20 protein-coding genes and 2 pseudogenes are annotated in these 23,872 nt (G+C 59.4%); 14 read left to right on the top strand and 8 right to left on the bottom strand.

Going from position 1 to position 23,872, the window contains the following annotated elements:
• Positions 1 to 954, bottom strand: a pseudogene (locus EN750_RS00515) (DNA mismatch repair protein MutS); the annotation flags it as partial.
• Positions 955 to 1,167: 213 nt separating this feature from the next.
• Here EN750_RS00515 and EN750_RS00510 point away from each other — a divergent pair.
• Complete coding sequence (locus EN750_RS00510; RefSeq protein WP_127395289.1) at positions 1,168 to 3,447, top strand: NADP-dependent malic enzyme; 2,280 nt, start codon at positions 1,168 to 1,170, stop codon at positions 3,445 to 3,447.
• A gap of 33 nt (positions 3,448 to 3,480) precedes the next feature.
• On the opposite strand, the gene EN750_RS00505 is transcribed toward EN750_RS00510, so the two are convergent.
• The 4 genes and pseudogenes from EN750_RS00505 to glyA form a co-directional block, all read right to left on the bottom strand.
• A complete protein-coding gene (locus tag EN750_RS00505; RefSeq protein ID WP_127395288.1) occupies positions 3,481 to 4,182 on the bottom strand; it encodes an antitoxin Xre/MbcA/ParS toxin-binding domain-containing protein in 702 nt (233 codons plus the stop codon).
• Positions 4,183 to 4,573: 391 nt separating this feature from the next.
• On the bottom strand, positions 4,574 to 5,566 hold the full coding sequence (locus EN750_RS00500; protein WP_127395287.1) for an adenosine kinase: 993 nt from the start codon (positions 5,564 to 5,566) through the stop codon (positions 4,574 to 4,576).
• Positions 5,567 to 5,666: 100 nt separating this feature from the next.
• Positions 5,667 to 6,842, bottom strand: a complete 1,176-nt coding sequence (metK, locus tag EN750_RS00495; RefSeq protein WP_063169265.1) for a methionine adenosyltransferase — start codon at positions 6,840 to 6,842, stop codon at positions 5,667 to 5,669.
• 57 nt (positions 6,843 to 6,899) lie between these two features.
• Positions 6,900 to 8,220: pseudogene (gene glyA / locus EN750_RS00490) on the bottom strand (serine hydroxymethyltransferase).
• 100 nt (positions 8,221 to 8,320) lie between these two features.
• Here glyA and EN750_RS39215 point away from each other — a divergent pair.
• On the top strand, positions 8,321 to 8,521 hold the full coding sequence (locus EN750_RS39215; RefSeq protein WP_024505365.1) for a hypothetical protein: 201 nt from the start codon (positions 8,321 to 8,323) through the stop codon (positions 8,519 to 8,521).
• Between the two features lie 1,137 nt (positions 8,522 to 9,658).
• Here the strand turns inward: EN750_RS39215 and EN750_RS00475 are convergent.
• Positions 9,659 to 11,593, bottom strand: coding sequence for an HrpF/NolX family T3SS translocon protein (locus EN750_RS00475; RefSeq protein WP_024505366.1), 1,935 nt, complete (start codon positions 11,591 to 11,593; stop codon positions 9,659 to 9,661).
• Positions 11,594 to 11,894: 301 nt separating this feature from the next.
• The gene (locus EN750_RS00470) at positions 11,895 to 12,593 is read right to left on the bottom strand and encodes a secretin N-terminal domain-containing protein (RefSeq protein WP_024505367.1); all 699 of its coding nucleotides are present in this window, start codon (positions 12,591 to 12,593) and stop codon (positions 11,895 to 11,897) included.
• Positions 12,594 to 12,780: 187 nt separating this feature from the next.
• Here EN750_RS00470 and EN750_RS00465 point away from each other — a divergent pair, with 187 nt between their 5' ends.
• From EN750_RS00465 to EN750_RS00410, 12 genes are all read left to right on the top strand, one after another.
• The gene (locus EN750_RS00465; RefSeq protein ID WP_024505368.1) at positions 12,781 to 13,290 is read left to right on the top strand and encodes a nodulation protein NolB; all 510 of its coding nucleotides are present in this window, start codon (positions 12,781 to 12,783) and stop codon (positions 13,288 to 13,290) included.
• A gap of 9 nt (positions 13,291 to 13,299) precedes the next feature.
• A complete protein-coding gene (sctJ, locus tag EN750_RS00460; RefSeq protein ID WP_024505369.1) occupies positions 13,300 to 14,163 on the top strand; it encodes a type III secretion inner membrane ring lipoprotein SctJ in 864 nt (287 codons plus the stop codon).
• A complete protein-coding gene (locus tag EN750_RS00455; protein ID WP_269470858.1) occupies positions 14,108 to 14,794 on the top strand; it encodes a nodulation protein NolU in 687 nt (228 codons plus the stop codon). Before sctJ ends, EN750_RS00455 begins: the two co-directional genes overlap by 56 nt.
• Entirely contained in the window at positions 14,791 to 15,414 is a 624-nt protein-coding gene (gene sctL / locus EN750_RS00450; RefSeq protein WP_024505371.1) for a type III secretion system stator protein SctL, read from the top strand. The genes EN750_RS00455 and sctL overlap by 4 nt, the downstream gene beginning before the upstream one ends.
• A complete protein-coding gene (gene sctN, locus EN750_RS00445; protein ID WP_024505372.1) occupies positions 15,411 to 16,769 on the top strand; it encodes a type III secretion system ATPase SctN in 1,359 nt (452 codons plus the stop codon). The genes sctL and sctN overlap by 4 nt, the downstream gene beginning before the upstream one ends.
• A complete protein-coding gene (locus EN750_RS00440) occupies positions 16,745 to 17,257 on the top strand; it encodes a hypothetical protein (RefSeq protein ID WP_032899688.1) in 513 nt (170 codons plus the stop codon). The genes sctN and EN750_RS00440 overlap by 25 nt, the downstream gene beginning before the upstream one ends.
• An 89-nt stretch (positions 17,258 to 17,346) precedes the next feature.
• Complete coding sequence (gene sctQ, locus EN750_RS00435) at positions 17,347 to 18,375, top strand: type III secretion system cytoplasmic ring protein SctQ (protein ID WP_095769044.1); 1,029 nt, start codon at positions 17,347 to 17,349, stop codon at positions 18,373 to 18,375.
• On the top strand, positions 18,368 to 19,033 hold the full coding sequence (gene sctR, locus EN750_RS00430) for a type III secretion system export apparatus subunit SctR (RefSeq protein WP_029354851.1): 666 nt from the start codon (positions 18,368 to 18,370) through the stop codon (positions 19,031 to 19,033). Before sctQ ends, sctR begins: the two co-directional genes overlap by 8 nt.
• Before the next feature lie 29 nt (positions 19,034 to 19,062).
• Positions 19,063 to 19,311: an EscS/YscS/HrcS family type III secretion system export apparatus protein gene (locus EN750_RS00425; RefSeq protein WP_081714428.1), complete on the top strand. Its 249-nt coding sequence runs from the start codon at positions 19,063 to 19,065 to the stop codon at positions 19,309 to 19,311.
• An 8-nt stretch (positions 19,312 to 19,319) separates the two neighbouring features.
• Positions 19,320 to 20,138, top strand: a complete 819-nt coding sequence (sctT, locus tag EN750_RS00420; protein ID WP_127395286.1) for a type III secretion system export apparatus subunit SctT — start codon at positions 19,320 to 19,322, stop codon at positions 20,136 to 20,138.
• Complete coding sequence (locus EN750_RS00415; RefSeq protein ID WP_029354843.1) at positions 20,135 to 21,172, top strand: EscU/YscU/HrcU family type III secretion system export apparatus switch protein; 1,038 nt, start codon at positions 20,135 to 20,137, stop codon at positions 21,170 to 21,172. Before sctT ends, EN750_RS00415 begins: the two co-directional genes overlap by 4 nt.
• 356 nt (positions 21,173 to 21,528) lie before the next feature.
• Positions 21,529 to 22,332, top strand: a complete 804-nt coding sequence (locus EN750_RS00410) for a hypothetical protein (protein ID WP_029354842.1) — start codon at positions 21,529 to 21,531, stop codon at positions 22,330 to 22,332.
• 542 nt (positions 22,333 to 22,874) lie between these two features.
• Here the strand turns inward: EN750_RS00410 and EN750_RS00405 are convergent.
• A complete protein-coding gene (locus EN750_RS00405; RefSeq protein WP_127395285.1) occupies positions 22,875 to 23,645 on the bottom strand; it encodes a hypothetical protein in 771 nt (256 codons plus the stop codon).
• Between the last annotated feature and the right edge of the window lie 227 nt (positions 23,646 to 23,872).

Below are 23,872 nucleotides of genomic sequence, written 5' to 3'. Positions count from 1 at the left end.
CAGCGACCCTTCGCGGCTGCCCGACAGCGTGCGCAGCAGTTCCAGATTGCCGCGTGTCGCCGGATCGATGAACAGGGTCGAGCCCTGCTCTTCGCGCTCGGGCCGCGACAGCGGCGGGCGCTCGGCCTTCTGCGTCTTCTCGACATAGGCGATGGCGCCGGAGATCGCCGACAGTTCGGCGCGCGAAAAGGCGCCAAAACTATCCGGTGTCGCCACATCGAAGAAGCGGGCGATGCGTCCCGTGGCCGATGCCGAATCAAACAGCGACGGCGGCTGCGGGCTGGCGACGCGGCCGAGCACGTCGAACACCGGCTTCAACTCCGGATCGTGGAACACCGGCTCGGCGACGATCAGCTCGCGCGGATCGACACGGAAGATATCGGCCAGCAGCCGGTCGGCGGTGGTGTCGGTGACGCGGAAGGCGCCGGTCGAGATATCGATCCAGGCCAGCGCAAAGGAGTGGTCCGCTCCGCCCTTCACCCGCCCCAGCGCCATCAGGAAACTCGATTCCGAGGGCGCCAGCAATTTGTCCTCGGTGATGGTGCCCGGTGTCACCAGCCGCACCACGTCGCGGCGCACCACCGATTTGCCGCCGCGTTTCTTGGCCTCGGCCGGATCCTCGATCTGTTCGCAGACGGCGACGCGGAAACCCTGGCCGATCAGCTTCTGCAGATAGTCGTCGGCGGCATGCACCGGCACCCCGCACATCGGGATGTCGAGCCCTTGATACTTGCCGCGCTTGGTCAGCACGATGCCGAGCGCCCGGCTCGCCTTGTCGGCATCATCGAAGAACAGCTCGTAGAAATCGCCCATGCGATAGAACAGCAGCGAATCGGGGTTCGCCGCCTTGATCTCGATGAATTGCTCGATCATCGGCGTGGCACCGGCATGGACGGTCGGCGCCGGCGTCATCGCCTCGGGGGCGTCTGGCTCGTTCGGGCTGTGCATGTTCATGCGCGGCACGCTAGCAGATGTGATGATGCGGTTTAATGCCGGCGCTTCGAAAAACAGGGGACGACGGGACGGCAGCTTGTCCGCAATTGCCGATGCGGACGGCGATTCCAGCGCGCTGGCGGTTTACACGCGGCGGCGCGTGGTCTTAATTCGGACCGAAACAAAGCACCCGCTTCAAGGAGGTGCTGCACCGGTGAGGAAATCAAGAACATCATGGCCAGGAAAACCGAGAACAGCGGTCCGTCCGTCAGTGCGCAGGAAGCGCTCGAGTTCCACGCCATGGGTCGGCCGGGCAAGCTGGAGGTCGTCGCCACCAAGCCGATGGCGACACAACGCGACCTCAGCCTCGCCTATTCGCCTGGTGTCGCGGTTCCGGTTCTGGCCATCGCCGAGGACCCCAGCCGCGCCTTCGACTACACGACGCGCGGCAACATGGTCGCCGTCATCTCCAACGGCACGGCTATCCTCGGTCTAGGCAATCTCGGCGCGCTGGCCTCCAAGCCGGTGATGGAGGGAAAGGCGGTGCTGTTCAAGCGCTTCGCCGATGTCGATTCCATCGATCTCGAGGTCGACACCGAGGACGCCGACGAGTTCATCAACTGCGTGCGGTTCCTCGGGCCCTCTTTCGGCGGCATCAATCTCGAGGACATCAAGGCGCCGGAATGCTTCATCATCGAGCAGCGCCTGCGCGAATTGATGGACATTCCCGTCTTTCACGACGACCAGCACGGCACCGCCATCATCTCGGCGGCCGGCCTGATCAACGCGCTGGAAATCACCGGTCGCGACATGAAGACCACAAAAATGGTCTGCAACGGCGCCGGTGCGGCCGGCATCGCCTGCATCGAGCTGATGAAGGCGATGGGCTTTGCGCCGGAAAACATCATCCTGTGCGACACCAAGGGCGTCGTTTTCCAGGGCCGCACCGAAGGCATTAACCAGTGGAAATCGGCGCATGCGGTCAAGACCGAGGCGCGCAGCCTCGCCGAGGCACTCGATGGCGCCGATGTCTTCCTCGGCCTCTCCGCCAAGGGCGCGCTGACCACCGCCATGGTGCAGTCGATGGCCAAGAACCCGATCATCTTCGCCATGGCCAATCCCGATCCGGAAATCACGCCGGAGGAAGTGGCGGAGATCCGCACCGACGCCATCATGGCCACCGGTCGCTCTGATTACCCCAACCAGGTCAACAACGTGCTCGGCTTTCCCTATATCTTCCGCGGTGCGCTGGATGTCAGGGCAACCACCATCAATGACGACATGAAGATCGCCGCCGCGCAGGCGCTGGCGGCATTGGCACGCCAGGATGTGCCCGACGATGTCGCCGCCGCCTATCAGGGCAACCGGCCGAAATTCGGCCCCAACTACATCATCCCGGTGCCGTTCGACCCGCGCCTGATCTCGGCCATTCCGATCGCGGTCGCCAAGGCGGCGATGGATTCAGGCGTCGCCCGCAAGCCGATCCTCGATCTCGACCGTTACGCGCAGGAGCTGTCGGCCCGCCGCGACCCGATCGCTTCGACCCTGCAGCGCATCTACGACCGCGTGCGCCGCCAGCCCAAGCGCATCGTCTTCGCCGAGGGCGAGGAGGAACAGGTCATGCGCGCCGCCGTCTCTTATGTGAACCAGCGGCTCGGCACCGCCATCCTGCTCGGACGCGACGACGTCATCAAGGAAAACGCCAAGCACGCCGGCATCGACCTCAACAAGCAAGGCATCGAGATCATCAATGCCAGGCTGTCGCGCCGCAACGGCATCTATACCGACTATCTCTACGAGCGCATGCAGCGCAAAGGCTTCCTGTTCCGCGACTGCCAGCGCCTGATCAACAACGATCGCAACCATTTTGCCGCCTGCATGGTGGCGCTGGGGGACGCCGACGGCATCGTCACCGGTGTCACCCGCAACTATTCGACCGCGCTCGACGACATCCGCCGCGTCATCGACGCCAAGCCCGGCCACCGCGTCATCGGCGTCTCGATCGTGCTGGCGCGAGGCAAGACCGTGCTGGTCGCCGACACTGCCGTGCACGATATGCCGAATGCCGAGCAGATCGCCGACATCGCCGAGGAGGCAGCCGGCTTTGCCCGCCGCATGGGTTATGAGCCGAGGCTTGCCATGCTCGCCTATTCGACCTTCGGCCATCCGCAGGGCGAACGCTCCGAACGCGTCCAGGAAGCCGTGCGTATCCTCGACAAGCGCCGCGTCGATTTCGAATATGACGGCGAAATGGCCGCCGACGTGGCGCTCAATGCGCGGGCCATGGCGCAATATCCGTTCATAAGGCTGACCGGCCCGGCCAATGTGCTGATCATGCCGGCGTTCCACTCGGCCTCGATCTCGACCAAGATGCTGCAGGAACTCGGCGGCTCGACCGTGATCGGCCCGCTGCTGGTGGGGCTGAACAAGCCGGTTCAGATCGTGTCGCTGAACGCCAAGGACTCGGACATCGTCAACATGGCGGCGATCGCGGCGTATACGGCGGGGACTTGAGCGGCGAGCCTTAGCGGTGAGTCCGGGAGGCGTTCAGCCCGGCGCGAACACGCGCGCGGCCTCGACGACCTCGTCCACCTGATCCTGCCGCAGCAAGTCGATCGGGACGCGGCCGTCGAGCTGCGCCGAGGGGCGAGTCAGCCACAGCCACGCCAGTCTGGGATTGCTGATCAGCGACAGCACGTCGCGAATGCCCGCTACCGGCCGGCCGTCGACGAACTGCGCCAGCGGGAAGACATGTTTGCGGCCGCCCTTGCGCAAGGCGATGACCTCGCCCCGCCGCTGCCAGCGGTGCAGGGTCGAGCGGGCGATACGCAAATTCTCTTCCAGATAGGTCGAGCCGGCGACGCGGCCCGCCCAGTCCTCGATCAGCATCGATTCGAGATCGTCGGATTTTGGCAGCGAAGGAGGCTCGACATCGGCCAACGGGGTCGTCGGCGGATTGATCACGCCGGCTATACCGGCTTCGCTGCGGCGCGCGGCTTCCGCCGCCAGCGCGCGCACGAATTTCGAGGCCAGGCCGGGCAGGTCGGCATGGATGGCGTCGATAGCGCGCTGGTGCTTCGGTGACAGCAAGGTGACGGCGGACGCTATGCTGCCGGCGATTTTGCCGACCGAGACCATGGTGGGCTTGTTGATAGTCTCGTCATAGCGGGCAAGCGCGCGTTCGACGTCTTCGGCGACCATCTCGGCGAAGTCGTCCTGCTTGAGGCCCTGGAGCTGAAATCTGTTCATACATCTGTCTTCTGGGCCGCGCTCTCCTCCCACAGCTGCGGCCGGCTGTTGAATCTCTAGAGCGGAAAGCGGAAATCGCGACGGCAACAGATGCTGCGGCCCGACAGCTCGCTGTCTTGCATTTCTTGACACCCCAACTGGCTGTTGGCGCCCCGAAAGGTCAGTCGCGGGGCGCCAGATTGCGTGTAGGTGCGATGTGTGACAGCCGCGCGACGGTGAGAAGCGGAGGCGGCCTTCCCTTCTCCCCCTATGGGAGAAGGTGGATTGGCGCGCAGCGCCAAGACGGTTGAGGGGTGTTGGACGGAGTACCGTCAGTGCCAAGCTGGAGCACCCCTCATCCGTCGCCTTCGGCGACACCTTCTCCCACAGGGGGAGAAGGGAAGAGCTTTCTCTACAGCAACCCCGCCTGCTCGGCCTCGCGGCGCAAATTCTGACGGGGCCTGGGGCCGATCTGCTGGATCACCAATCCGGCTGCCAGTGAGCCAAGGTCGCCGCAAGTCTGCAGGTCGCGGCCTTGCGTGTAGCCATGCAGGAAGCCGGCGGCATAGAGATCGCCGGCGCCCGTCGTGTCGACCAGTTCCTTGATGGCGGTCGCCTTGATCACCACGGTCTCGTCGCCGCGCACGATCACCGAGCCTTTTTCCGAGCGGGTGACGGCGGCGATCCGGCAATCCTTGCGGATCTGGGCCAGCGCCTCGTCGAACGACGATGTCTGGTAGAGCGACTTGATCTCGTGGCTGTTGGCAAAGACGATGTCGACCGTGCCCGAGCGCATCAGGTCGAGGAATTCGTCGCGGTAGCGGTCGACGCAGAACGAATCCGATAGCGTCATCGACACTTCTCGGCCTGCCGCGTGCGCCAGCTTCGCCGTCTGGCGGATTGCCTCCTTGGCGCGCGGCGGGTCCCACAGATAGCCTTCGAAATAGGTGACCTTGGCGCCGGACGCCTTGTCGGCTTCGACATCCTCAGGGCCAAGCTCGACGCAGGCGCCGAGATAGGTGTTCATCGAGCGCTCGCCGTCGGGCGTGACGAAGATCATCGAGCGCGCCGTCGGCGGCTCACCCTTGAGCGGTATGGTGTCGAAGGCGACGCCCTGCGCATGGATGTCGTGCGCGTAGATTTCGCCCAGCGCATCGTTGGAGACCTTGCCGAAGAAGGCGGCCCGGCCGCCAAAGCTGGCGACGCCGGCCGCCGTGTTGCCGGCGCTGCCGCCGGAGGCCTCGATCGCCGGGCCCATGCGGCTGTAGAGCAGTTCGGCGCGTTGTGTGTCGATGAGGTTCATCGCGCCCTTGATGATGCCGTTGGTCTCGAGGAATTCCTCGTCGCACTGGGCGATGATGTCGACAATGGCATTGCCGATGCAAAGCACGTCATAATCCGGCATCAAAATCTCCGCCAAAACCCGAGCCGGCTTCTTGCCACGCCGGCCGGGCGTGGTCTCGCGAGTTGAAATGGGTTGCCGCATGCGCTTGATCCAGCCGCCCTCACGCAGCTGCCGGTCCGGCTTCACGCAGCAAATCGTCAGCTTTGTCCGTCTTCTCCCAAGTGAACTCAGGCTCTTCACGCCCGAAGTGTCCGTATGTCGCCGTCTTGCGGTATATCGGCCGTAAGAGATCAAGCATCTTGATGATGCCTTTCGGTCGGAGATTGAAAACCTCGAGAACAAGGCGCTCGATCCTTTTTTCCTCGATCCTTGCGGTTCCGAAGGTATTGACCATGACAGAAACCGGACTGGCCACGCCGATCGCGTAGGCAAGCTGAACCTCGCAGACCTCTGCAAGGCCGCTGGCAACGATGTTCTTCGCGACATACCGGGCGGCATAGGCCGCCGAGCGGTCAACCTTGGATGGGTCCTTGCCCGAAAAGGCACCGCCGCCGTGACGCCCGGTCCCACCGTAGGAATCGACGATGATCTTCCGTCCTGTGAGGCCGCAGTCGCCGGCAGGCCCACCGACCACGAACCGCCCTGTTGGGTTGACCAGAAATCTGATCCCCGAAGTATCCAGGTGGGCCGGCAGGACCGGTTTTATGATCTCCTCAATGACGCCTTCGCGGACCGTGGCTTGTGAGACCGCTTCGTCATGCTGCGTTGACAGGACTATGGTATCCAGCGCCACCGGGCGGAGCCCTTCGTAGCGTACCGACACTTGAGATTTCACGTCCGGACGCAGCCAGCCAAGCTGTCCCGCTTTCCGGACCTCGGCCTGTCTTTTCGTCAAATGGTGAGCGAGTTGGATCGGCAGGGGCATCAATGTATCCGTCTCGTTGCATGCGAATCCAAACATGATGCCCTGATCCCCTGCCCCTTGCCCGAGATCCTGCCCTCGTCCTTCATCAACGCCCTGGCTTATGTCGGGCGACTGCTCGGTGAGGGCCAGAACGACGGCGCAACGTCGACCATCAAAGCCAATCGCATCATCGTCGTAGCCAATATCGAGTATCGTATCGCGGGCGACTTGGCTGTAATCGATGTGGGCATGGCTGGTGATCTCGCCAGCCACAACGACCATCCCCGTCTTCACCAACACTTCACAGGCGACGCGCGCCTTCGGATCGGTGCGCAGGACCGCATCGAGAATGGCATCGGAGATGTTGTCTGCCATCTTGTCGGGGTGTCCCGCGCCGACGGATTCGGAAGAGAACACGAACTGCCTGGTCATAAAAATGCCCTCGCTTCAAGTGCTGGAGTTAGTGAGGAGTTTCTGGATTGGGGTGGCTTATCGGTCGCGGATGCCGGGAACATCGAACGCAGTGCAGAAGTCGGCAACGTCTCTTCGTACGCTCGCATGAACTTCCTGGTCATCGGGCTGGCGGCAGACCGAGTCGATGAAAGCGGCGATCTGCACCATCTCCGTTTCGCGCATGCCCATGGACGTCACCGCTGGTGTCCCTAAGCGGATGCCGCTTGTCAGCGCCGGATGCCGCCGGTCGCCCGGGACCATATTGAAATTCGCAATGATGCCTGCACGCGATAAGCGCTCCGCATAGGCTTTGCCTGACAGCGGCCGGTCCCGAAGATCAAGGATCAGCATGTGATTGTCAGTGCCCCCAGTGACGAGTTCATAACCTCGCTCCAGAAGCGCCTGGGCCAGAGCCTTGGCGTTGTGGACGATCTGCTGACCGTAGACACGAAAGGACGAGTTCGCTGCTTCCTGCAAAGCGACGGCAAGCGCGGCGATAGTATTCATATGCGGTCCGCCTTGCAGAAGAGGGAACACGGCGCAGATTGTGTTTGCTCTTCGGATGATGGAGGGGCTGATAACGGTCTTCATTCCTTGATAAAATGAAGCCACCCCGGGGACCGCGGATCGACTTGTGAGAGGTGCTGGTGACCACATCGCAATGGGACACGGGGTTCGGATGCACTCCTGCGACAACCAGGCCGCAGATGTGGGCGATGTCAGCCACCAGATACGAGTTCACCTCCGAAGCAATTTCGGCCATTGCCGCGTAGTCAAAAATACGCGGATAAGCAGTTCCGCCGACCCAAATTAGCTTCGGGCGTTCCCGCTTGGCGGTCTCGCGCAAGTGGTCATAGTCAATTTGCTGTGTCTTTTCGTGCAGCCTGTACGGGACGCGCTGATAATCGCTGCCGGAAAAATTGACGGACCAACCGTGAGTCAGATGGCCGCCTTCGGGTAAAGGCAAGCCCATGACTTTGTCACGGGGGCTCAAAAGCGCGCGATAGACAGCCTGGTTGGCTGGCGAGCCTGAATAAGGCTGGACGTTGGCGTGTTCACTGCCAAATAGCGCTTTCAGGCGCTCGATCGCGAGGGTCTCAAGCTCATCGACGATCTCGTTTCCGGCGTAGTAGCGCGCACCGGGGTATCCCTCGGCATACTTGTTGGTGAAAATCGACCCGGTCGCTTCCAACACCGCCGAGGAGGCAAAGTTCTCGGAGGCGATCAGTTTGAGAGTTGTCCGCTCCTGACGCTCCTGTCTTAGAAGCAGTTCGTGAACGCGGGAGTCGACGGCGGCTAAGTGAGGCCGCCCGTAAGTGTCGGGCTGCGCGATGGCGCCGCCGGCGGAGTTATCCATGGTAGTCGCGCTCCATTTGGACTGATCTATTTCACGATCAAGCAGGCGGTCCCTTCAACCGCGCGTCTTGTATTGCTTCCAGGCGTTGTAGGTCTCTTTTATGATGGCCATCATCGTGGGGCAGGAGATCGACCACCAATTGAGCCAGCCCGCCATCCTTGCCTCCTGCTTGCATATGGTACGAAGACTGCGGACGTTGTTCGTTGCAGCAAAGAAAGTTGGCTCTGCCCAGCCGCCGAACGTGGCGTCGAACCTGCTCGCGAGGCAGACTGGTAATATCGGCCAGCTCGCCGACGGTTAGATCCGCATGCGCGCAAAGGCCCAGGATTCGAAGGCGATCAAGATGCGCTGCCGTCCTTAGGCGATTTACCAGTGTCAACATTGGTTGGCATCAACCCGGACGGGATGCAGCAAGCCGCTAGCCCTTCTATCCCCATCAATCCGCATGAGACCTCTCTCGTCATTTGCTGTAAATCCGCTGGTATGGATGCTAATGGAAGATGGATCACAGTCCTTTCTACGACTAAGACGCCAGATATTGGGGCTAATGTACCACCTGACAGGAGACTACACTCACGAACATTATGTGAATTTTTTTTAACGTTGCTGAGAATCAAGGGTGAGGTTTGGCGAATGTCTCGCCGTCGACTGTCGAATCCTGCCCGACGGGATTATGGGGTGCGTAGCCTGCTTGTCCTTTCCACATGACCAGCGACGATGGGGCGGAGGCGGCAGACATAGCTCTGGAGCATGCTGCGGTATCTTTGGCCTGAAGCCGAGGAAGGCGGACCGTGGCTTCCGCGCCGCTGCCGGGAGCCCGCGAACAGGCCAAGTTGATCAGCCGGGTGTTGCCGTCATAGAGCGTGAGACCCAAAGCTGGCCAGCCGCGCCCTGAGGCTGACGCACCGCTCAGCGTCCACCTTGCTCTCGAAGCCCATCGGCATAGCGCCGATAACGACTTGACCGCGTGCGTGTCGACGAGCGATCGGTGAGCGCAAGGATCGAGGGTGCAGTGCAGGATAATGCTGTTTTAAATCAGCGCTGTTTTCAGCCGACTGCCTTGAGCGTGGGCACAAGGATATAGGCCCAAGGCAGGAGATCATCGTCTGCTGTTCGGGAGGCCGCCCTGGGCGCGCGACAGCCGTTCCTTCGGCTGCGCCGCTCCGCCACCATCCGCGCCGTGCCTTCCGGAGACCATTCCCGCTGCCGGCCGGCGCCCGTGAAAACCTCGACCCGGCGCACCGGCTCGAGATGGCTGGGCTCAGCGTAACTCTGAAGTCGTCATATACCGAAGCCTTCACAGACTTCGGACATCCCCCTCACAGTCCGATCCAGATGGCGTCAGGAACACCGCTGCGTTGATGCGGATGAACCCCTGCTTGTGCCACAATGACCCTTATGTCAGCGCGCGAGCCAAAGCTTCCGCGCAAGGCGACGGCTAGGATAAGGCAATGCCGACGAAGGGCACATTGCTTGCCACACTCTGGAATGATGGCATGCTCGGAAGGCCTAGGCTTTGCTCAGGGCCGCCTGCAAGGCGCGCTTTGAGGTTATTCACATAGCCTTCTGCGTAGTCCTGCGCCGTCGAGACCGAAAGATCAATGCCTGCCGCCAAGGCCTCTTCCATCAGGTGCTTTACGAGCCCATTTCGAATGGCCAGCTTGACCTCGGGGCCTGCGATAAGGCCGATCGCCTGCGCGGCCATATTGAGGCCAGCTTCCTCCAGCGCTCGCTTCATATCGCCTCCGTTAATGGCCGTACGCAGGAGATTGGCTGCTTGCGACTCAGCCTCGAGAACCATCGAGGCAAGATCGGCTACTTGTCCGAGGCCCGGAATGAAGCTGAGCAGTCCCACCGCCGTTGCCGCCAAGTCGAGCACTTTCGTCTCGATTTTGAGCACGGAGTCGACGACGTGCATGACGGCCCCGCCGTTCTTTTTGGCTGACTTAATGTCAGGCTGGTCCATCAGGCCCATCTTCATGTCCGCGACGGCATTCTGCTCTTCTGCGGTTTGGGCGCCGTGGGTGATTGGCTGCTGAACGTTGCGGTTCGCAGACGACATGTTTGTGCAAAAATGGGCAAAGTCTTTTTTGCTGATATTGCCGGAATCAACCGTATGCCCGCCGCCAAAGTCGAAGAATTTATGATGGGTCTTATAGCCCGTGATCGAATTGTTCAGGAGGCCAAACAGAAGAGGATCTGAAAGGAGCTGAGAGGCTGCTTCCCGCACTTTCGGATCAAGGCTCTTGTCGTCTTTCATTTTCGCCAGTTTGTCGCGAGTCAGAACACCGCTTCCAAAGAACGTGTCCTGATGGTCCTTGATCATCTCGACCGTATTCAGCTCAGTTTGCGTGAGGCTCATCGACGATGAGGCGACTTGCAGGAAATCCTCTTTGTGCATCTTCCCTTTCGAGCCACCGCACAACTGGTTCCAAGCATCGGGGTGATCGAGGAAATATTGCGCCGCCGCAATGACCTGGGGCGGAAATTTGCCGTTTTTCGATTCGCCGCCGACCATTTTCTTGAACTCATCCAGACTCAGGTCCTTGGACAGATTTTCGGAGTACCGGTAAAACTCCCGCAAGGCATCGCTCAAGGTCATGACCGAAGGCTGCAAACCTCCGCTGCCGTCGGATGGTATGTAGTTCTGCTCGTAGCTTCGCGCTTGGGCTTCCTGAAATGCAGCAACTTGTGGGTGGTGGTTTGAAAATCCGGCCAAGTCCTTGGCGTTGATCTTGCCTCCACAGCGGCCGTCGCCCTGCGAGCCAATCGCATAAAAAAGTCCCGAATCCTGCTGCAGTCCCTGGATCGCCGCTTTCAGATCCGGTGGCGTAGAGGGATCATTGGCTTTGTCGGTCAACGACTTCCAAGTAAGCGGGCATTGGTCCTTGTGACGGTTGAGTACCGCAACAATCTGCAACTCAGCCGTGGTCAGCGACCCACCGTTCCACGTGATTCCGGGGCTCGGCCTGGGAGCCGGCTCGATCTTCGGAGTGACGCCGAGCAGATGTTGGGCTTCAGTCGCCTTGGAGCGTTGCGATTGGTCCTCCTTGAGAGCCGCCCTCATATTTGGCGGCAGCAGATCCAGTGGGTGTTGCTCCAAGCCATTCAATGTCAAGACATCCGGTGCCAGATGGCCCAAAGGGTCCTGCCGCAATTTATCCATTGTCGAATCAAGATTCGACGCTGGCAGATCCCCTTGCGCGAAAGAGCCGGGCTTGTCTGCCAGCACACAAGTGGACAGCATCGCTTCGAAGCACGATGCACTTTGCTGATGCTGGGTCGCAAAATGGGAAACTTTCAGGCCCGGCCAACCCCTTGCGGACTGTAGCGAATTTGAGCGGTAGAAAGTTGAAAGATTACTGGCCGACATTATGCATCCTCAGACGTGACGTTGAAATCCCCACAAGAGACCCCGACAGAAGATCCCTTGCGTTTCACAAAATTCGACAATTCCAAGCGTCGGCAGGTCACGAATGCGCCTGCCCTGCCTTCAATTGCTGTGTTCCGGGCCGGCTCCAAGGTTCGGTCCAACACAATGGCCGGAGTCACCGCGAGAGCTGCCGGGACTCATCATGAGCGGATTAGCTTTCGAGAAACTGACGAGTTTGCGAAGAGTTCACAAAGGGGTAGCCGCAGTCATGTTCTTCAGAGCTGCGGGAAATCCTCAATGTTCATTTCTTGCCCAGCTCAGGCTTCCCGCCAACGCTATCCTGTTGTGGGATGTCAGAAGAATAAGAAGCATCCGGTCGTCCGTCGCGAACGACCGTAGTGGAGGAGCCGCGAAACAAGATCAGCACTGATTCCTTTGGCGTTGCCGCTATGTGAGTCTGCGCCTGCGCCTGCGCCACCAAGCCGTTAAAGGTCTGCTCCACGAGTGCGACGAAGCGCGGTGGACCGGAAACGAAGACGAGGCCATTGCCTGGCACGGGTTTGACCACATAGCGCTCGTCGGAGATATCAAGCTTGTCGAGAGCCCCCTTGAACGCATCGAAGCGAATCGACGTCATCAAAAGCATTCGAGTTTGCGATTCTTGTGCAGCAGACACATAGAGCACAAGGCCGTCATAGTACCATTGTAGACCGTAAAGGTTCGTCAAGCGGTCGAGGAACGCGCGCGGTGGCAAATCAGGCATACGTCCGCGAATTCGCCCCTTCACCGCAGGACTGATGTTGACCCTGATATTCAGGTTGTTGCCGAATTCCTGCAACGCTGCAGCGAGCTCCTGATCCAGAACCGTGTATCTATAGGGTGTCGCCGGAAGGGACAGCGGGACTGCATGCGCCGGGTGAATCCCGGTGGACAGAAAAAACCCGGCACAAAGAAGTCTCAAAACATGCAGGGTGACGGGTTGGATAAGCGTTCTCGGCATGTCGCACTGATAAACCAAACGCTGAAATCATCACAAGTGACTAAATTGCCGAAGAGATTTTAGATTGTCGAAATGACGCCGCCGTTAGTCAGCTTGTTGTCAGCTTGCCCCCCTAGGAGTGTTGCGCCGACACCGGGTGATGAATGGGCGGGGCTCGCCCGGTCAGAGAGAGCAACCGAGTCCTTACATGATGATGCCTGTCACGTCGATCTCTGCCACTCTAACGGCTGGCCTCCCCAGGGTCGGATCACCGTCGATTGTCGAGCAGGCCCAGTTTGAGCGCGCCTTAGGGCATGCAGCCGACTCGCTGAAAAACGATGCCGCCGCGGGGCCAGCGAGTGCGGCGCCAGTTGCTGCGGCGATGGATGTTCAGCGCGCGGCTGCGCCGACGAGCGGCATGGGCGATCGCGTGTTGCAGACGATTTCCTCCCTATATCCACACAACACTGTTTCCTTCCCCGCGCTCGACCATGACATAGCCCTTTCGAAGGGCGCTCTACCGGGACCGGCGCAGAAGCTTCCCGTTCCAGGTGAGGCGGGAACCGGAATCTCGGGCATTCCCCAACAAGGGCAAGACTTCGAAACGATGATGGCTGGTCTTCGGGATGTTTACAACGGCGTCACCCAGGTGGCGCTTATCTCCAAAGGCGTCAGCGGCGTCACATCATCCGTGAATAAACTTTTGAAGGAAGGCTGAACCGCGCGCATGATTGGCTTGGCCGAGGGCGAAATCATGCGTGGCCTGTCAGGGTGGCGGTCGGTTAGACTTGTCATGCTGCCAGTTCTCGTCGCCCTCACTGCTTGCAAAGCCGACCTCTACACGCAATTGCAAGAGCGTGAGGCAAATGAAATGCTCGCACTTCTTGAAGACAACGGGGTCGCCGCGATCCGGGTGGTCGCCAAGGATGGAACCAGCACGATCCAGGTTGACGAAAAGCTGCTCGCCTTCTCAATCAACCTTCTGAACGCCAAGGGGCTGCCGCGCCAATCCTTCAAGAACCTCGGTGAGATATTCCAAGGATCAGGCCTGATTGCCTCGCCGACCGAAGAGCGTGCCCGTTACGTGTATGCCCTGAGCGAAGAGTTGTCGCGGACGATCAGCGATATCGATGGCGTTTTTTCTGTACGTGTTCACGTCGTGCTGCCGCATAACGACCTTGTGCGAGCCGGTGCCACGCCATCCTCGGCCTCGGTGTTTATCAGGCACGACGCAAAAACAAATGTCGCGGCTCTGCTGCCAAAGATAAAGATGCTTGTAGCCGACAGCATCGAAGGCCTGTCCTACGATAAGGTGGAAGTGGTTTTGGTGCCGGTAGAACGGTCCGCACACGAGCAACGGCCCGATCCGACTGCTGTTTTGCCACAAGCATCACTACCTCTTCCTGCGCCACTTCTGGCGACCGTAACAGGTTTTGCCGCAGCCGTATTCGCCGTGGCCTGTTATCTCTTGATCGGCGTTGTTACGCGTCGGCGCAAGCAATCAACCGGCGTTTCCAAGGTCGAGGGGCGCCGGGATGCTTCTGCTGTCGAGGCCATTCGCAAAAGAATGCCTGCAATTGGACGTGGGTGACATCTCATTGCCAATGCCTATACAGACCGCCCGACCTGATGGTCCGCACTTTCCGGGCGCGAGCGAGCTTGCGGCTTCGGCCCATCCAACCCGTCTTGCGGCGCGTCTTGATCCAGCGTTATCGGCCGAAACGTTAGTGAAGTTGCAGAAGTGTTCCAGACTGCATCCAAGGCTGGCAGAATTGCTGGGCAACGATGACGTGGATCTGAACCACATCGGCTGCAGGCCGGACCTTCTACGCGGGCATGATCCATATCGAGCGGCCCTTCTTGCTGGTAGTATCTGGCATGCCCGTTCGCTGGTCGCGTTTGTCTCTCAGCCTGAGCTTGCCATCCTTGTTAAACGCATCGGCGTGGATGCACACGCATTCGGAATCCGACACCTGCTGCATGCTGTTGACAAAAGACTGATCTCGGACCCAGAAAAACTCGCTCAGCAAATCGAATACGATGGACACGCATGTCTTGGAGCTTGGCTCCAGGACAGTTCAGCGACCGAGCGTAACCGCGTGCTTCTTCGATTGCCCGAGGGGACTGCCGCGGAGACTCCAGCACATGAGCATTGGACCGCCGCCGGCCAATTGCTTTCACTTGTAGTAGCTCATTTTGAGACAGAGACCCCGGTGAAATGACAGTCGAACTTTCCGAGGGGCCAATAGCGCCGCAGATGCGTCCAGTCGGACCACTGATACCCGCGAGCGAGCTCGAAACCTGGCACAGCGCCGCGCAAGCCCTTGCCGCGGCAGAACGGCATCGGCAGCGCGTTCGAAACTGGGCACGCGCGGTTTACCAGCGGGCGTGGGCGCGCGGCCACATGGAGGGCTCGAATGCAGGCACCGAGGAGATGGCAGGGTTGATTGCGGAGACAATCTCCGAAATCGCGCGACGAAAGGCGGCTCTGGAGCAGGAATTGCCGCAGCTCGTGATGGAAATATTGAGCGATCTTATCGGCGCTTTCGATCCGGGCGAGCTATTGGTGAGGGCTGTTCGTCACGCCATAGAGTGTCAATACAGCGGCGCCGACGTTTGCCTTCATGTTTCTCCCATGCAAGTCGACATGCTTGCACGAGAGTTTGCTCGATGCGACGGCCAGGATGGTCGACCAAGGGTGCGGATCGAGCCCGACCCGACATTGTCGCCGCAACGCTGCGTGCTGTGGAGCGAGTACGGCAATGTTGACCTTGGACTTGACGCCCAGATGCGCGCGCTGCGCCTTGGTTTCGGGACGCTCTGTGAGAAAGGCGAGCTATGAGAAAGCCCGTCCCAGAACATAACGCTGACGCCGACACTCGAGCTCTCGTTCCAGCAATCTCGTCTTTGAGGGCTGCGGCCAAGCGAATTGACACGCGTGCGGTGCGCGGTCGGATCACGCGGGCTATCGGCACACTGGTTCATGCCGTCTTGCCAGACACTCGTATTGGGGAACTTTGCCTCCTAGAGGACCCGCGAACCGGGCTGTCGCTCGAGGCCGAGGTGATCGGCCTGTCGGGTGATGGTGTATTGCTGACACCGATCGGGGACTTGGTGGGCCTATCCAGCCGCGCAGAGGTCGTGGCCACTGGCCGAATGCGTGAGGTGCCCGTCGGCGGCGATTTGCTCGGTCGCGTGATCGACAGTCGTTGCCGCCCATTGGACGGCAAAGGCGAAATCAAGACCGTCGAAACTCGGCCCCTGCATGGCAGAGCCCCCAATCCGATGACGAGGCGCATGATTGAGCGGCCATTCCCGCTTGGGGTCCGTGTCCTCGATGGTCTGCTGACGTGCGGCGAGGGCCAGCGGATCGGGATTTATGGCGAGCCAGGTGGTGGCAAGTCGACGCTGTTGTCACAGATCGTAAAGGGTGCCGCCGCTGACGTCGTCATAGTGGCGCTCATAGGCGAACGTGGACGGGAAGTTCGTGAATTCATCGAAAGGAATCTTGGTGAAGAGGGCCTTCTCCGTACGGTCGTCGTGGTTGAAACATCCGACCGCTCGGCGGTAGAGCGTGCGCAATGCGCTCCAATGGCGACTGCGCTCGCGGAATATTTCCGCGATCAAGGCCTACGCGTTGCTCTCATGCTGGATTCGCTGACGCGCTTCTGCCGCGCTATGCGCGAAATAGGCCTTGCTGCGGGTGAGCCGCCGACGCGACGGGGCTTTCCTCCTTCCGTTTTTGGCATGCTGCCAGGCCTGCTCGAGCGCGCCGGCATGGGTGAGCGGGGCTCAATCACGGCCTTCTATACGGTGCTTGTAGAGGGTGATGGCACGGGTGATCCAATCGCCGAGGAATCGCGTGGTATTCTCGATGGCCATGTCATCCTCTCACGCGCTATTGCGGCGCGATCGCATTTCCCCGCTATTGATGTGCTGCAGAGTCGCAGCCGCGTCATGGATGCAGTCGTTTCGGGGACACATCGCAAGGCAGCATCCATTTTCCGCGAGCTCCTGTCGCGCTATGCCGAGACCGAGTTCTTGATCAATGTTGGCGAATACAAGCCAGGTGGAGATCCCCTGACTGACCGGGCTGTCGCGTCAATCGACGAACTGAGGGAGTTTCTGCGCCAGAGCGAAGATGACGCGTCAGATTTCGAGGAGACGGTCGCATGGATGTCGCGTCTGACCGCGTAAACTGGATTCAGTCTTCGAGGTTACGGCTTCTGAAGGAAATGCAAGAGCGTCGTGCCCTTGGCGAGCTGTCCAAGAAGGAAGCCCAGCGCGATGTGGCCGCCTCAGCCGTACAAAATGCCTCTAGGGAGCTTGCAATGATACAGCAACATTGTTCAAGAAAAGAAGCAGCGCTCTATCAGCATCTGATGTCACTCGACAACTTGTCTAGCGCAGCGCTCGACCGTCACCGCCTTCACACTGAACAACTTGCCGCTGAGATCAATTCCAGACGGCAGATGCTTGATGATACCCAAATCGCTCAAGAGGAGGCTGAGATGGCGGCGTCCAGGACGAGGGAGCTATGGGTCATATGTTCGGCGGCAAGGGACAAATGGCAACAAATCGAGGACGACGTGCGGCGCGCCGTCGAGACTCATTCGGAGGCCGCAGCCGAGATCGAGGCCGACGATGAGATACTGCTGAAATATGCGAGGGGGTCGCTTGCCTAAATGCCGCGCAACCGGATCCGACGGTCGCAAGAGGTCGTCCGAATGACACGACCGTGCAGTCTTTGATAGGCGCTGCGGTCACACCCGCCATGTTCGAACCAGTTCTGAAACTGTCCCACACGGTTGTCTCGTGGCTCAATGATACAGCAGCGCCGCGCACGCCGTTTCAAAGCCGGATCAACGAGGTGCCGCTATCGGTGCGAACGGCAGGGCTTGTCTGGCAGCAGGAACCTGCTGCCATTCCGATGCTTGACTGCGTCTGGAGAGTGGGAGCCGAAACGGTCATCTTGTCACTGTCGCGCCCGCTCGTAGAGGAGTTCATCACGACAGTGCAGAACGGCTTGGCCTTCCCTTCCGAGCCAACTGCTTCGCTAATTCTCGAACTCGCTCTGGAGCCGCTTGTCACTCGACTGGAGGAGACGACGCGTCTGAACGTGCAACTCGTGCGGGTATGCGAAGCCACGATGCTGGCTCCTCATCTTGAACTCGACATCATTTTCGGCGCGGTCAAGGGCAAGGGCCGTCTATTCCTGTTCACGCCACTTGACGGCTTAGTACCGCCTGCGTTTCGCGCGCTAGGCGAACTGCTTGCCCAGTTGCCGCGGCAGCTGGGCGGGCTGCCTCCAGAGCTCCCGCTCATTGTTGCAGGAGAGGTCGGCACGCTTCGCCTTCCTGCGGCGCTTCTTCGAAGCGCATGTGTCGGTGATGCATTGTTGCCCGATATTGCGCCGTTCGGCCGCGGCCAGATCACCCTAGCTGTCGGCCAGTTGTGCGCCGAGGCGGATCTTGACGGCGATGAATTAATCTTGCGGGGGCCTTTCCGCCCGCGACCGTGTCCTTTGGAGAGTGCGCATATGACACAACCCGGATCGCAACTGGAGCTTACTAAGGATCTCGACGATGTCGAGATCGTGCTTGTCTTTGAATGCGGCCGCTGGCCTATTTCTCTTGGGGAATTAAGAAGTGCCGGCGAAGGGCATATTTTTGAACTTGGATGGCCGATCGACGGCCCGGTCGACATAGTGGCCAATGGTCAGCGTATCGGGCGTGGCGACATTGTCCGCATCGGAGAAGAGCTGGGCATCAGGCTCCGTGGCGGGTTTGCATGCAATGAGTGAAGCTCAGCCGACAATCCTGGCGCTTCTTGCGGTTACCGCCGGACTCGGTCTGCTGGTTTTAGCAGTTGCCACGACAACGGCCTTTGTAAAGGTATCAATTGTTCTTTTCCTCGTCCGCAATGCGCTCGGGACCCAGACCATACCACCCAATGTGGTGCTGTACGCCGCGGCGATGATCCTCACTATGTTCGTTAGTGCGCCCGTTGCTGAGCAGACCTATGACCGCATGTCGGATCCCAAGCTCCACTATCAGACATTCGACGACTGGGTAAGCGCCGCTAAAGCCGGAAGTGAGCCCTTGCGCGAGCATCTCAAGAAATTCACAAATGAAGAGCAGCGGCGATTTTTCCTATCTTCGACAGAAAAGGTCTGGCCAGAGGAAATGCACGCTGCAGCCACGCCTGATGACTTTGCAATACTTGTACCATCTTTCTTGCTATCAGAATTGAAGCGCGGATTTGAGATAGGATTTCTACTTTATCTGCCTTTTATTGTTATAGATCTGATAGTGACAACTATCTTGATGGCAATGGGTATGTCGATGGTCTCACCAACTGTTATATCTGTCCCGTTCAAGATCTTCTTGTTTGTTGCCATTGATGGTTGGTCAAAATTGATGCATGGGCTTGTGCTGAGTTATACGTTACCGGGAGGCTGATCATCACTGAATCCAGCATCATTACTCTTATGAGCCAATCACTGGTGGTTTTCATGATCTGGATTCTACCGCCGCTCATTGCATCAGTGGTTGTCGGCCTCGTCATCGGCATCCTCCAGGCGGCGACGCAGATCCAGGATGAAAGCTTGCCGCTCACCGTGAAGCTTCTGGTCGTTGTCGCGGTGATTGGGCTGTTTGCTCCTGTGCTAAGCGCCCCGCTCATAGAGCTAGCCGATCAGATCTTCACCGAGTTTCCCGCAATGACACTTAGCTACTAGTCCGCCCCATGGACGCGCCATCGGCCGATATTCAAATTCTGATCCAGACGGCTCTCGAACTCGTCGTTGCGGCAGGTCTTGGGGCAGCCCGCGCGATGGGCATCATGCTGATCTTTCCCGTATTCACACGCTCGCAGATCAGTGGGCTGATCCGGGGCTGTTTGGCTGTTGGCTTCGCACTACCATGCCTGGCACACGTCAGCGGCGGATTGCCGGCGCTGGATCCTGATACACGCCTGATCCAGCTAACCCTGCTCGGATTCAAGGAAGTTTTTGTCGGTGTACTCCTTGGCACTTTTCTTGGCATTCCGCTTTGGGGCCTTCAGGCTGCCGGGGAGCTTATCGACAACCAACGCGGCATCAGCAGCCCGACCGCTTCGGCCGATCCCGCGACGAACAGTCAGGCTTCCGCGATGGGCGTTTTTCTGGGGATCACTGCGATTGCCATATTCGTCGGATCAGGAGGCCTGGAAACTTTGATCAGTGTCCTGTACCGCAGCTACTTGATCTGGCCGGTGTATCAGTTTCACCCGACACTGAGCGGGCCAGGAGCAATGGAGTTGTTGGGGCTTCTCGACCGCATAATGCGCACGGCATTATTGGTATCGGGGCCTGTCGTGTTCTTCCTGATACTGATTGATATATCGATGATGCTGCTGCGTCGCTTTGCCCCGCAATTTAAGGCGAGCCAACTGTCTCCGGCAATCAAGAACATTGTCTTTCCAGTTCTCATGGTCACCTACGCTGCCTATCTGGTGGAGAGCATGAAACTGGAGGTCACACAAGCCAACGGCGCGCTGGAGTGGTTCGACAAATTGCTGCCATGAGCGACACAAGTGAAGAGAAGACACACGCCGCCAGCCCGAAGAAGTTAAGTGAAGCGCGCAAAAAAGGACAGCTGCCACGTAGCTCCGATTTCGTCCGCGCGGTCGGGACTTGCGCTGGGCTCGGCTACCTTTGGCTAAGAGGCAGCGTGATCGAGGACAAATGCCGGGAAGCGCTCCTATTAGCCACCAAGTTGCAGAGCCTACCTTTCGATACCGCGGTGCCGCAGGCATTGGTTGTGCTCGTCCAACTCACCGTCGCGGCTGTTGGCCCGCTGCTTGGAACCCTCGTCGCCGCGGTGATTTTGGCCAGCCTGCTAGCCAATGGTGGATTTGTCTTCTCTCTGGAGCCGATGAAGCTCAGCTTTAAGAAAATTGACCCCTTTGAAGGGCTGAAGCGCTTGGGGTCTGCTCGTTCCATGGTCGAAGTCTGCAAGACCATGTTCAAGGTATTGGTTCTCAGCGCAACCTTTTCCATTGTCCTTCTCGGGATGTGGAAGACAATGGTCCCTCTGCCGATCTGCGGCATGGGCTGTGTTGGCCTCATCTTTATGGAGACAAAATTGCTGATGGGAATTGGCGCCGGCGCACTGCTGGTCGGCGGACTGATCGATCTCCTGCTCCAGCGCGCGTTGTATCTGCGCGAAATGCGCATGACCAATACCGAAGTGACGCGCGAGTCGAAGGATCAGCAAGGAGCGCCAGAGTTGAAAGGTGAACAGCGTCGCATCCGCGAGGAGGCGGCCGACGAGCCTGCGCTTGGCGTGCATCGCGCCACGCTGGTCTTAACAGGAAGGGCGGTCCTGATCGGTCTGCGTTACGTTCGCGGTGAAACCGGGGTGCCGTTCTTAGTTTGCCGTGCCGAAGGTGAGCGCGTTTCACATGTGTTGAGTGAGGCGCGGGCACTACGCCTGACGATCGTCCATGACCATGTCTTAGCGCGTCAGCTGATAAGCACTACAAAACTCGGCCACGCGGTTCCTATGCAATATTTCCAGCCTGTCGCGAAAGCATTCTTTGCCGCAGGCTTGGCCTAGTCATTGGAAGTCCACGACTGCCCAGTTCAAAACTGACCTGGTTTCATGCTAGTGGCAAATGTCGGCTGGCCATCCGTGCCCCAGTGTCTCTGTCAGGCCAACCGCGCAACCGCGGGCCTGGGGCAATCACTCCCCTCGGATCTGCCACCCAGCAACTACGGCAAGTCCTCCGGGCATGACCTTTCAGCCTCTGCTGGCCGGTGCGTGGCGCAGTCCGAGGTTTTGAGGCCGGCAGTGCGGATTTGATTGGTGCAGCCGTTGGAATGCCCTCGTCAGCTAGTCGTCAACTAAGCGCCCTATGTTGAACAGCCGTGCTAACTTGAGCTCGGTTGCGAAACATAGGAGTACGAATCGTCATGTATGGTCGAATTGGTGGCTCATCCGATAGTTACCGCGCGCATAATGCCGGCGAGCAATCGGATGCAGGAAGCGAAGGGTTCGCGGACACATTTGCCCGAATGCACTTATCCGGATCGGAAGGTAGCGGCGCCTCATCATCGGCGGCTCCCCAAGCATACTCCCTCAATTCCCGACCTCCTGTGGTGGAGATCAACAGGACTTCCTTCAGGAGACAGGTGAGGCAATTTCATGGTGATGAAATCACGCACATCGCCGACAATCCTCAAGAGTATTCGGAGTTCGTATCGTCACGAGCCAGGCGCACCGCGGACGTTGCTCAGCAATATGGCATCCGTCGAGATACGGAGCACGCGCGATATTTCAGTTACCAATTGGGAGACCGGAGTGCCGGACTGCTGAGAATGGAAGGCGGATTCAGCATGAACGAGTTCGAATCGGAAAGTTGGCGGGAACAATTTCCTGGTCGAACTGAGGTCACTTCCATAGTGGATCTTCAAGTCGCCCATCCGCTCGTCGAAAATGCGGGCGATATTCTGCTGGAGCATCAACTTCGGATAGACGGCGACCGACCGTTGCTGAATTGGCGTGCGGCTAATCCGGAAGCACAAGCGCGCGCGCAGACGATGGGGTTTGTTGAAGTGGATCATGGCGACCTGGTGCTTGACCCTACGCAGCATCCCGACAAATGGACGAAGAACAGTGCCGGTGAGTGGCAGCGTGCAGGCAAACCTCCACTCTATCTCCACAAAAACGAGGACAGCGACAGCAGCGATAGCGGGTCCGACGACGATTTCATGTGATTTGTCGACCCGCCGCCGAGCCTTGCAACTGGTGACGGTTGCAAGGCTGTTGGCAGTGAATGCTAATTGTCCGGCGACAGCCCCGCCTTAGCGCCAGCGCCGCCGAGCAATCCAGCCCATCTCCCAGACAATAAACTGCGGATGCGCATCGTGGGTGCTTGCGAGCGGATTGTATTCGGGCCGGAACTCCGCCTCTTGGATACGAGCTCTCCCGAATCCAATTTTCTCCACCACACCGTTGGGTCGTTGCGATGCGCCGATCCCGATCGGATCAGCTATGCCTGCTCCGCGCTCGCAGGAAGACCTTCCGCCTCGATCTTGGCGGCGCGATCTCGGCGATAAGTTGGATGGGAGGCAAGATACGCCGCCACGTCAACAGCAGGTAACGCGACATCGCAAATCGGCCCTGACGGTAGCCGATCGACTCCAATCGCCGGACCGCAACTCGCGCAGCGGCATTCGCGGTTTGGCCAGGAGAAATGCTCGCTGACTCACAGCGTGGCCGGCCGCATTCTGCCCTAGACCCCAAAGTACGTGCCCTGTCATGCAGCCTGCGCCGACGGGAGCTCGGCACGCGAATGGCGTGGTTGGCGGCCAAGCCCCGAGGTCAACAAGGACTTACAGAAAGCGGGGGTGAGTTTGCCGCGATGAATTATGACCTTCTCGCGACCGGACCTAGCATCGGCTTCCTCTCGCTCTCGATTGTAGCCGCGCTGTTCGTTGGATTTAACGTGGCAAGCGGTGAATTCGGAATCAGCCAGCCCTTCCAAGTTTCTGGCCATGACCGGGCGACTCGTGTGGATGTGCACCCACATCGGGCTCGGCATCGCACCATTGACCAGCATCTTGGGCTGCAGCTTCATCTCAAACAGCTTTCCTGGCTCGCCACGCAGCGCGACCGGTGCCTCCGGCGGCATCAATTCGTCGGCATTGCACAAATGTTCCAGGTATTTTTGCGCCGGAAATGCGTAGGTCTTCATGCAATCAGTCGTAATGCCGGCTTTTCCTTCATTCAATGCGTTGGCCTGTCCCAGCACCATGTTCAGCAACCCTTTGAGCTGGTCTGTGCGTTCGTGCACTTTGGGTAGCTGGGTGGAGGTGAGTAGCAGGCGTACATTACGCCCCTGCAACCCGGCGAGACAGGTTTGCATCTCAATGGCCTGGGCTCGCAGGTACTGGGCCACATCGTCCACGACCTTACCGGCCTCCTCAGGCTTCATCTGGCGCACTTGGGAGACGACGCTTTGCTGACCGGCCAGATCGAACTGCAAAAGTTCGTCCAATCGTTTGAGCCGCTCCGTCAATACCTCCATTGACAACGCGGCGCCCCCGATTGTCGAGCCTGCCCCCGACGAACTCGCAGCCACCTCTTGCGCTCTCACCTGTGTACTCGCAACTTGATCCGAGCGCGCGAGAACCTTGGCTGCTGGCACTGTGCCGGCGTTCGCAGCGACTGGTGTTGATGGCTGCCCGGTGGCAGAAGTCCCGGCGCGAGCTGCCGACTTATGCTTTGACTTCCCTTTCCTTCGCGCTGTAGTGC

It is taken from the genome of Mesorhizobium sp. M7A.F.Ca.ET.027.03.2.1 (assembly GCF_003999175.1).
In the GTDB taxonomy this organism is placed as follows: domain Bacteria; phylum Pseudomonadota; class Alphaproteobacteria; order Rhizobiales; family Rhizobiaceae; genus Mesorhizobium.
The sequence above is the reverse complement of the archived record's forward strand: the minus strand, read 5'-3'. Positions and strand labels throughout refer to the sequence as shown.

Bases quoted from the DNA above. Each gene is read 5' to 3' on its own strand.
- EN750_RS00405 (WP_127395285.1), bottom strand. From the start codon at position 23,645: ATGGAGGTATTGACGGAGCGGCTCAAACGATTGGACGAACTTTTGCAG.
- EN750_RS39215 (WP_024505365.1), top strand. From the start codon at position 8,321: ATGATGGCCATCATCGTGGGGCAGGAGATCGACCACCAATTGAGCCAG.
- EN750_RS00425 (WP_081714428.1), top strand. From the start codon at position 19,063: ATGAGCCAATCACTGGTGGTTTTCATGATCTGGATTCTACCGCCGCTC.
- EN750_RS00505 (WP_127395288.1), bottom strand. From the start codon at position 4,182: ATGAACAGATTTCAGCTCCAGGGCCTCAAGCAGGACGACTTCGCCGAG.
- sctQ (WP_095769044.1), top strand. From the start codon at position 17,347: ATGTTCGAACCAGTTCTGAAACTGTCCCACACGGTTGTCTCGTGGCTC.
- sctR (WP_029354851.1), top strand. From the start codon at position 18,368: ATGAGTGAAGCTCAGCCGACAATCCTGGCGCTTCTTGCGGTTACCGCC.
- EN750_RS00475 (WP_024505366.1), bottom strand. From the start codon at position 11,593: ATGTCGGCCAGTAATCTTTCAACTTTCTACCGCTCAAATTCGCTACAG.
- EN750_RS00510 (WP_127395289.1), top strand. From the start codon at position 1,168: ATGGCCAGGAAAACCGAGAACAGCGGTCCGTCCGTCAGTGCGCAGGAA.
- sctL (WP_024505371.1), top strand. From the start codon at position 14,791: ATGACAGTCGAACTTTCCGAGGGGCCAATAGCGCCGCAGATGCGTCCA.
- EN750_RS00410 (WP_029354842.1), top strand. From the start codon at position 21,529: ATGTATGGTCGAATTGGTGGCTCATCCGATAGTTACCGCGCGCATAAT.
- metK (WP_063169265.1), bottom strand. From the start codon at position 6,842: ATGACCAGGCAGTTCGTGTTCTCTTCCGAATCCGTCGGCGCGGGACAC.
- EN750_RS00465 (WP_024505368.1), top strand. From the start codon at position 12,781: ATGATGATGCCTGTCACGTCGATCTCTGCCACTCTAACGGCTGGCCTC.
- sctN (WP_024505372.1), top strand. From the start codon at position 15,411: ATGAGAAAGCCCGTCCCAGAACATAACGCTGACGCCGACACTCGAGCT.
- EN750_RS00455 (WP_269470858.1), top strand. From the start codon at position 14,108: ATGCTTCTGCTGTCGAGGCCATTCGCAAAAGAATGCCTGCAATTGGAC.
- EN750_RS00440 (WP_032899688.1), top strand. From the start codon at position 16,745: ATGGATGTCGCGTCTGACCGCGTAAACTGGATTCAGTCTTCGAGGTTA.
- EN750_RS00470 (WP_024505367.1), bottom strand. From the start codon at position 12,593: ATGCCGAGAACGCTTATCCAACCCGTCACCCTGCATGTTTTGAGACTT.
- sctT (WP_127395286.1), top strand. From the start codon at position 19,320: ATGGACGCGCCATCGGCCGATATTCAAATTCTGATCCAGACGGCTCTC.
- sctJ (WP_024505369.1), top strand. From the start codon at position 13,300: ATGATTGGCTTGGCCGAGGGCGAAATCATGCGTGGCCTGTCAGGGTGG.
- EN750_RS00415 (WP_029354843.1), top strand. From the start codon at position 20,135: ATGAGCGACACAAGTGAAGAGAAGACACACGCCGCCAGCCCGAAGAAG.
- EN750_RS00500 (WP_127395287.1), bottom strand. From the start codon at position 5,566: ATGCCGGATTATGACGTGCTTTGCATCGGCAATGCCATTGTCGACATC.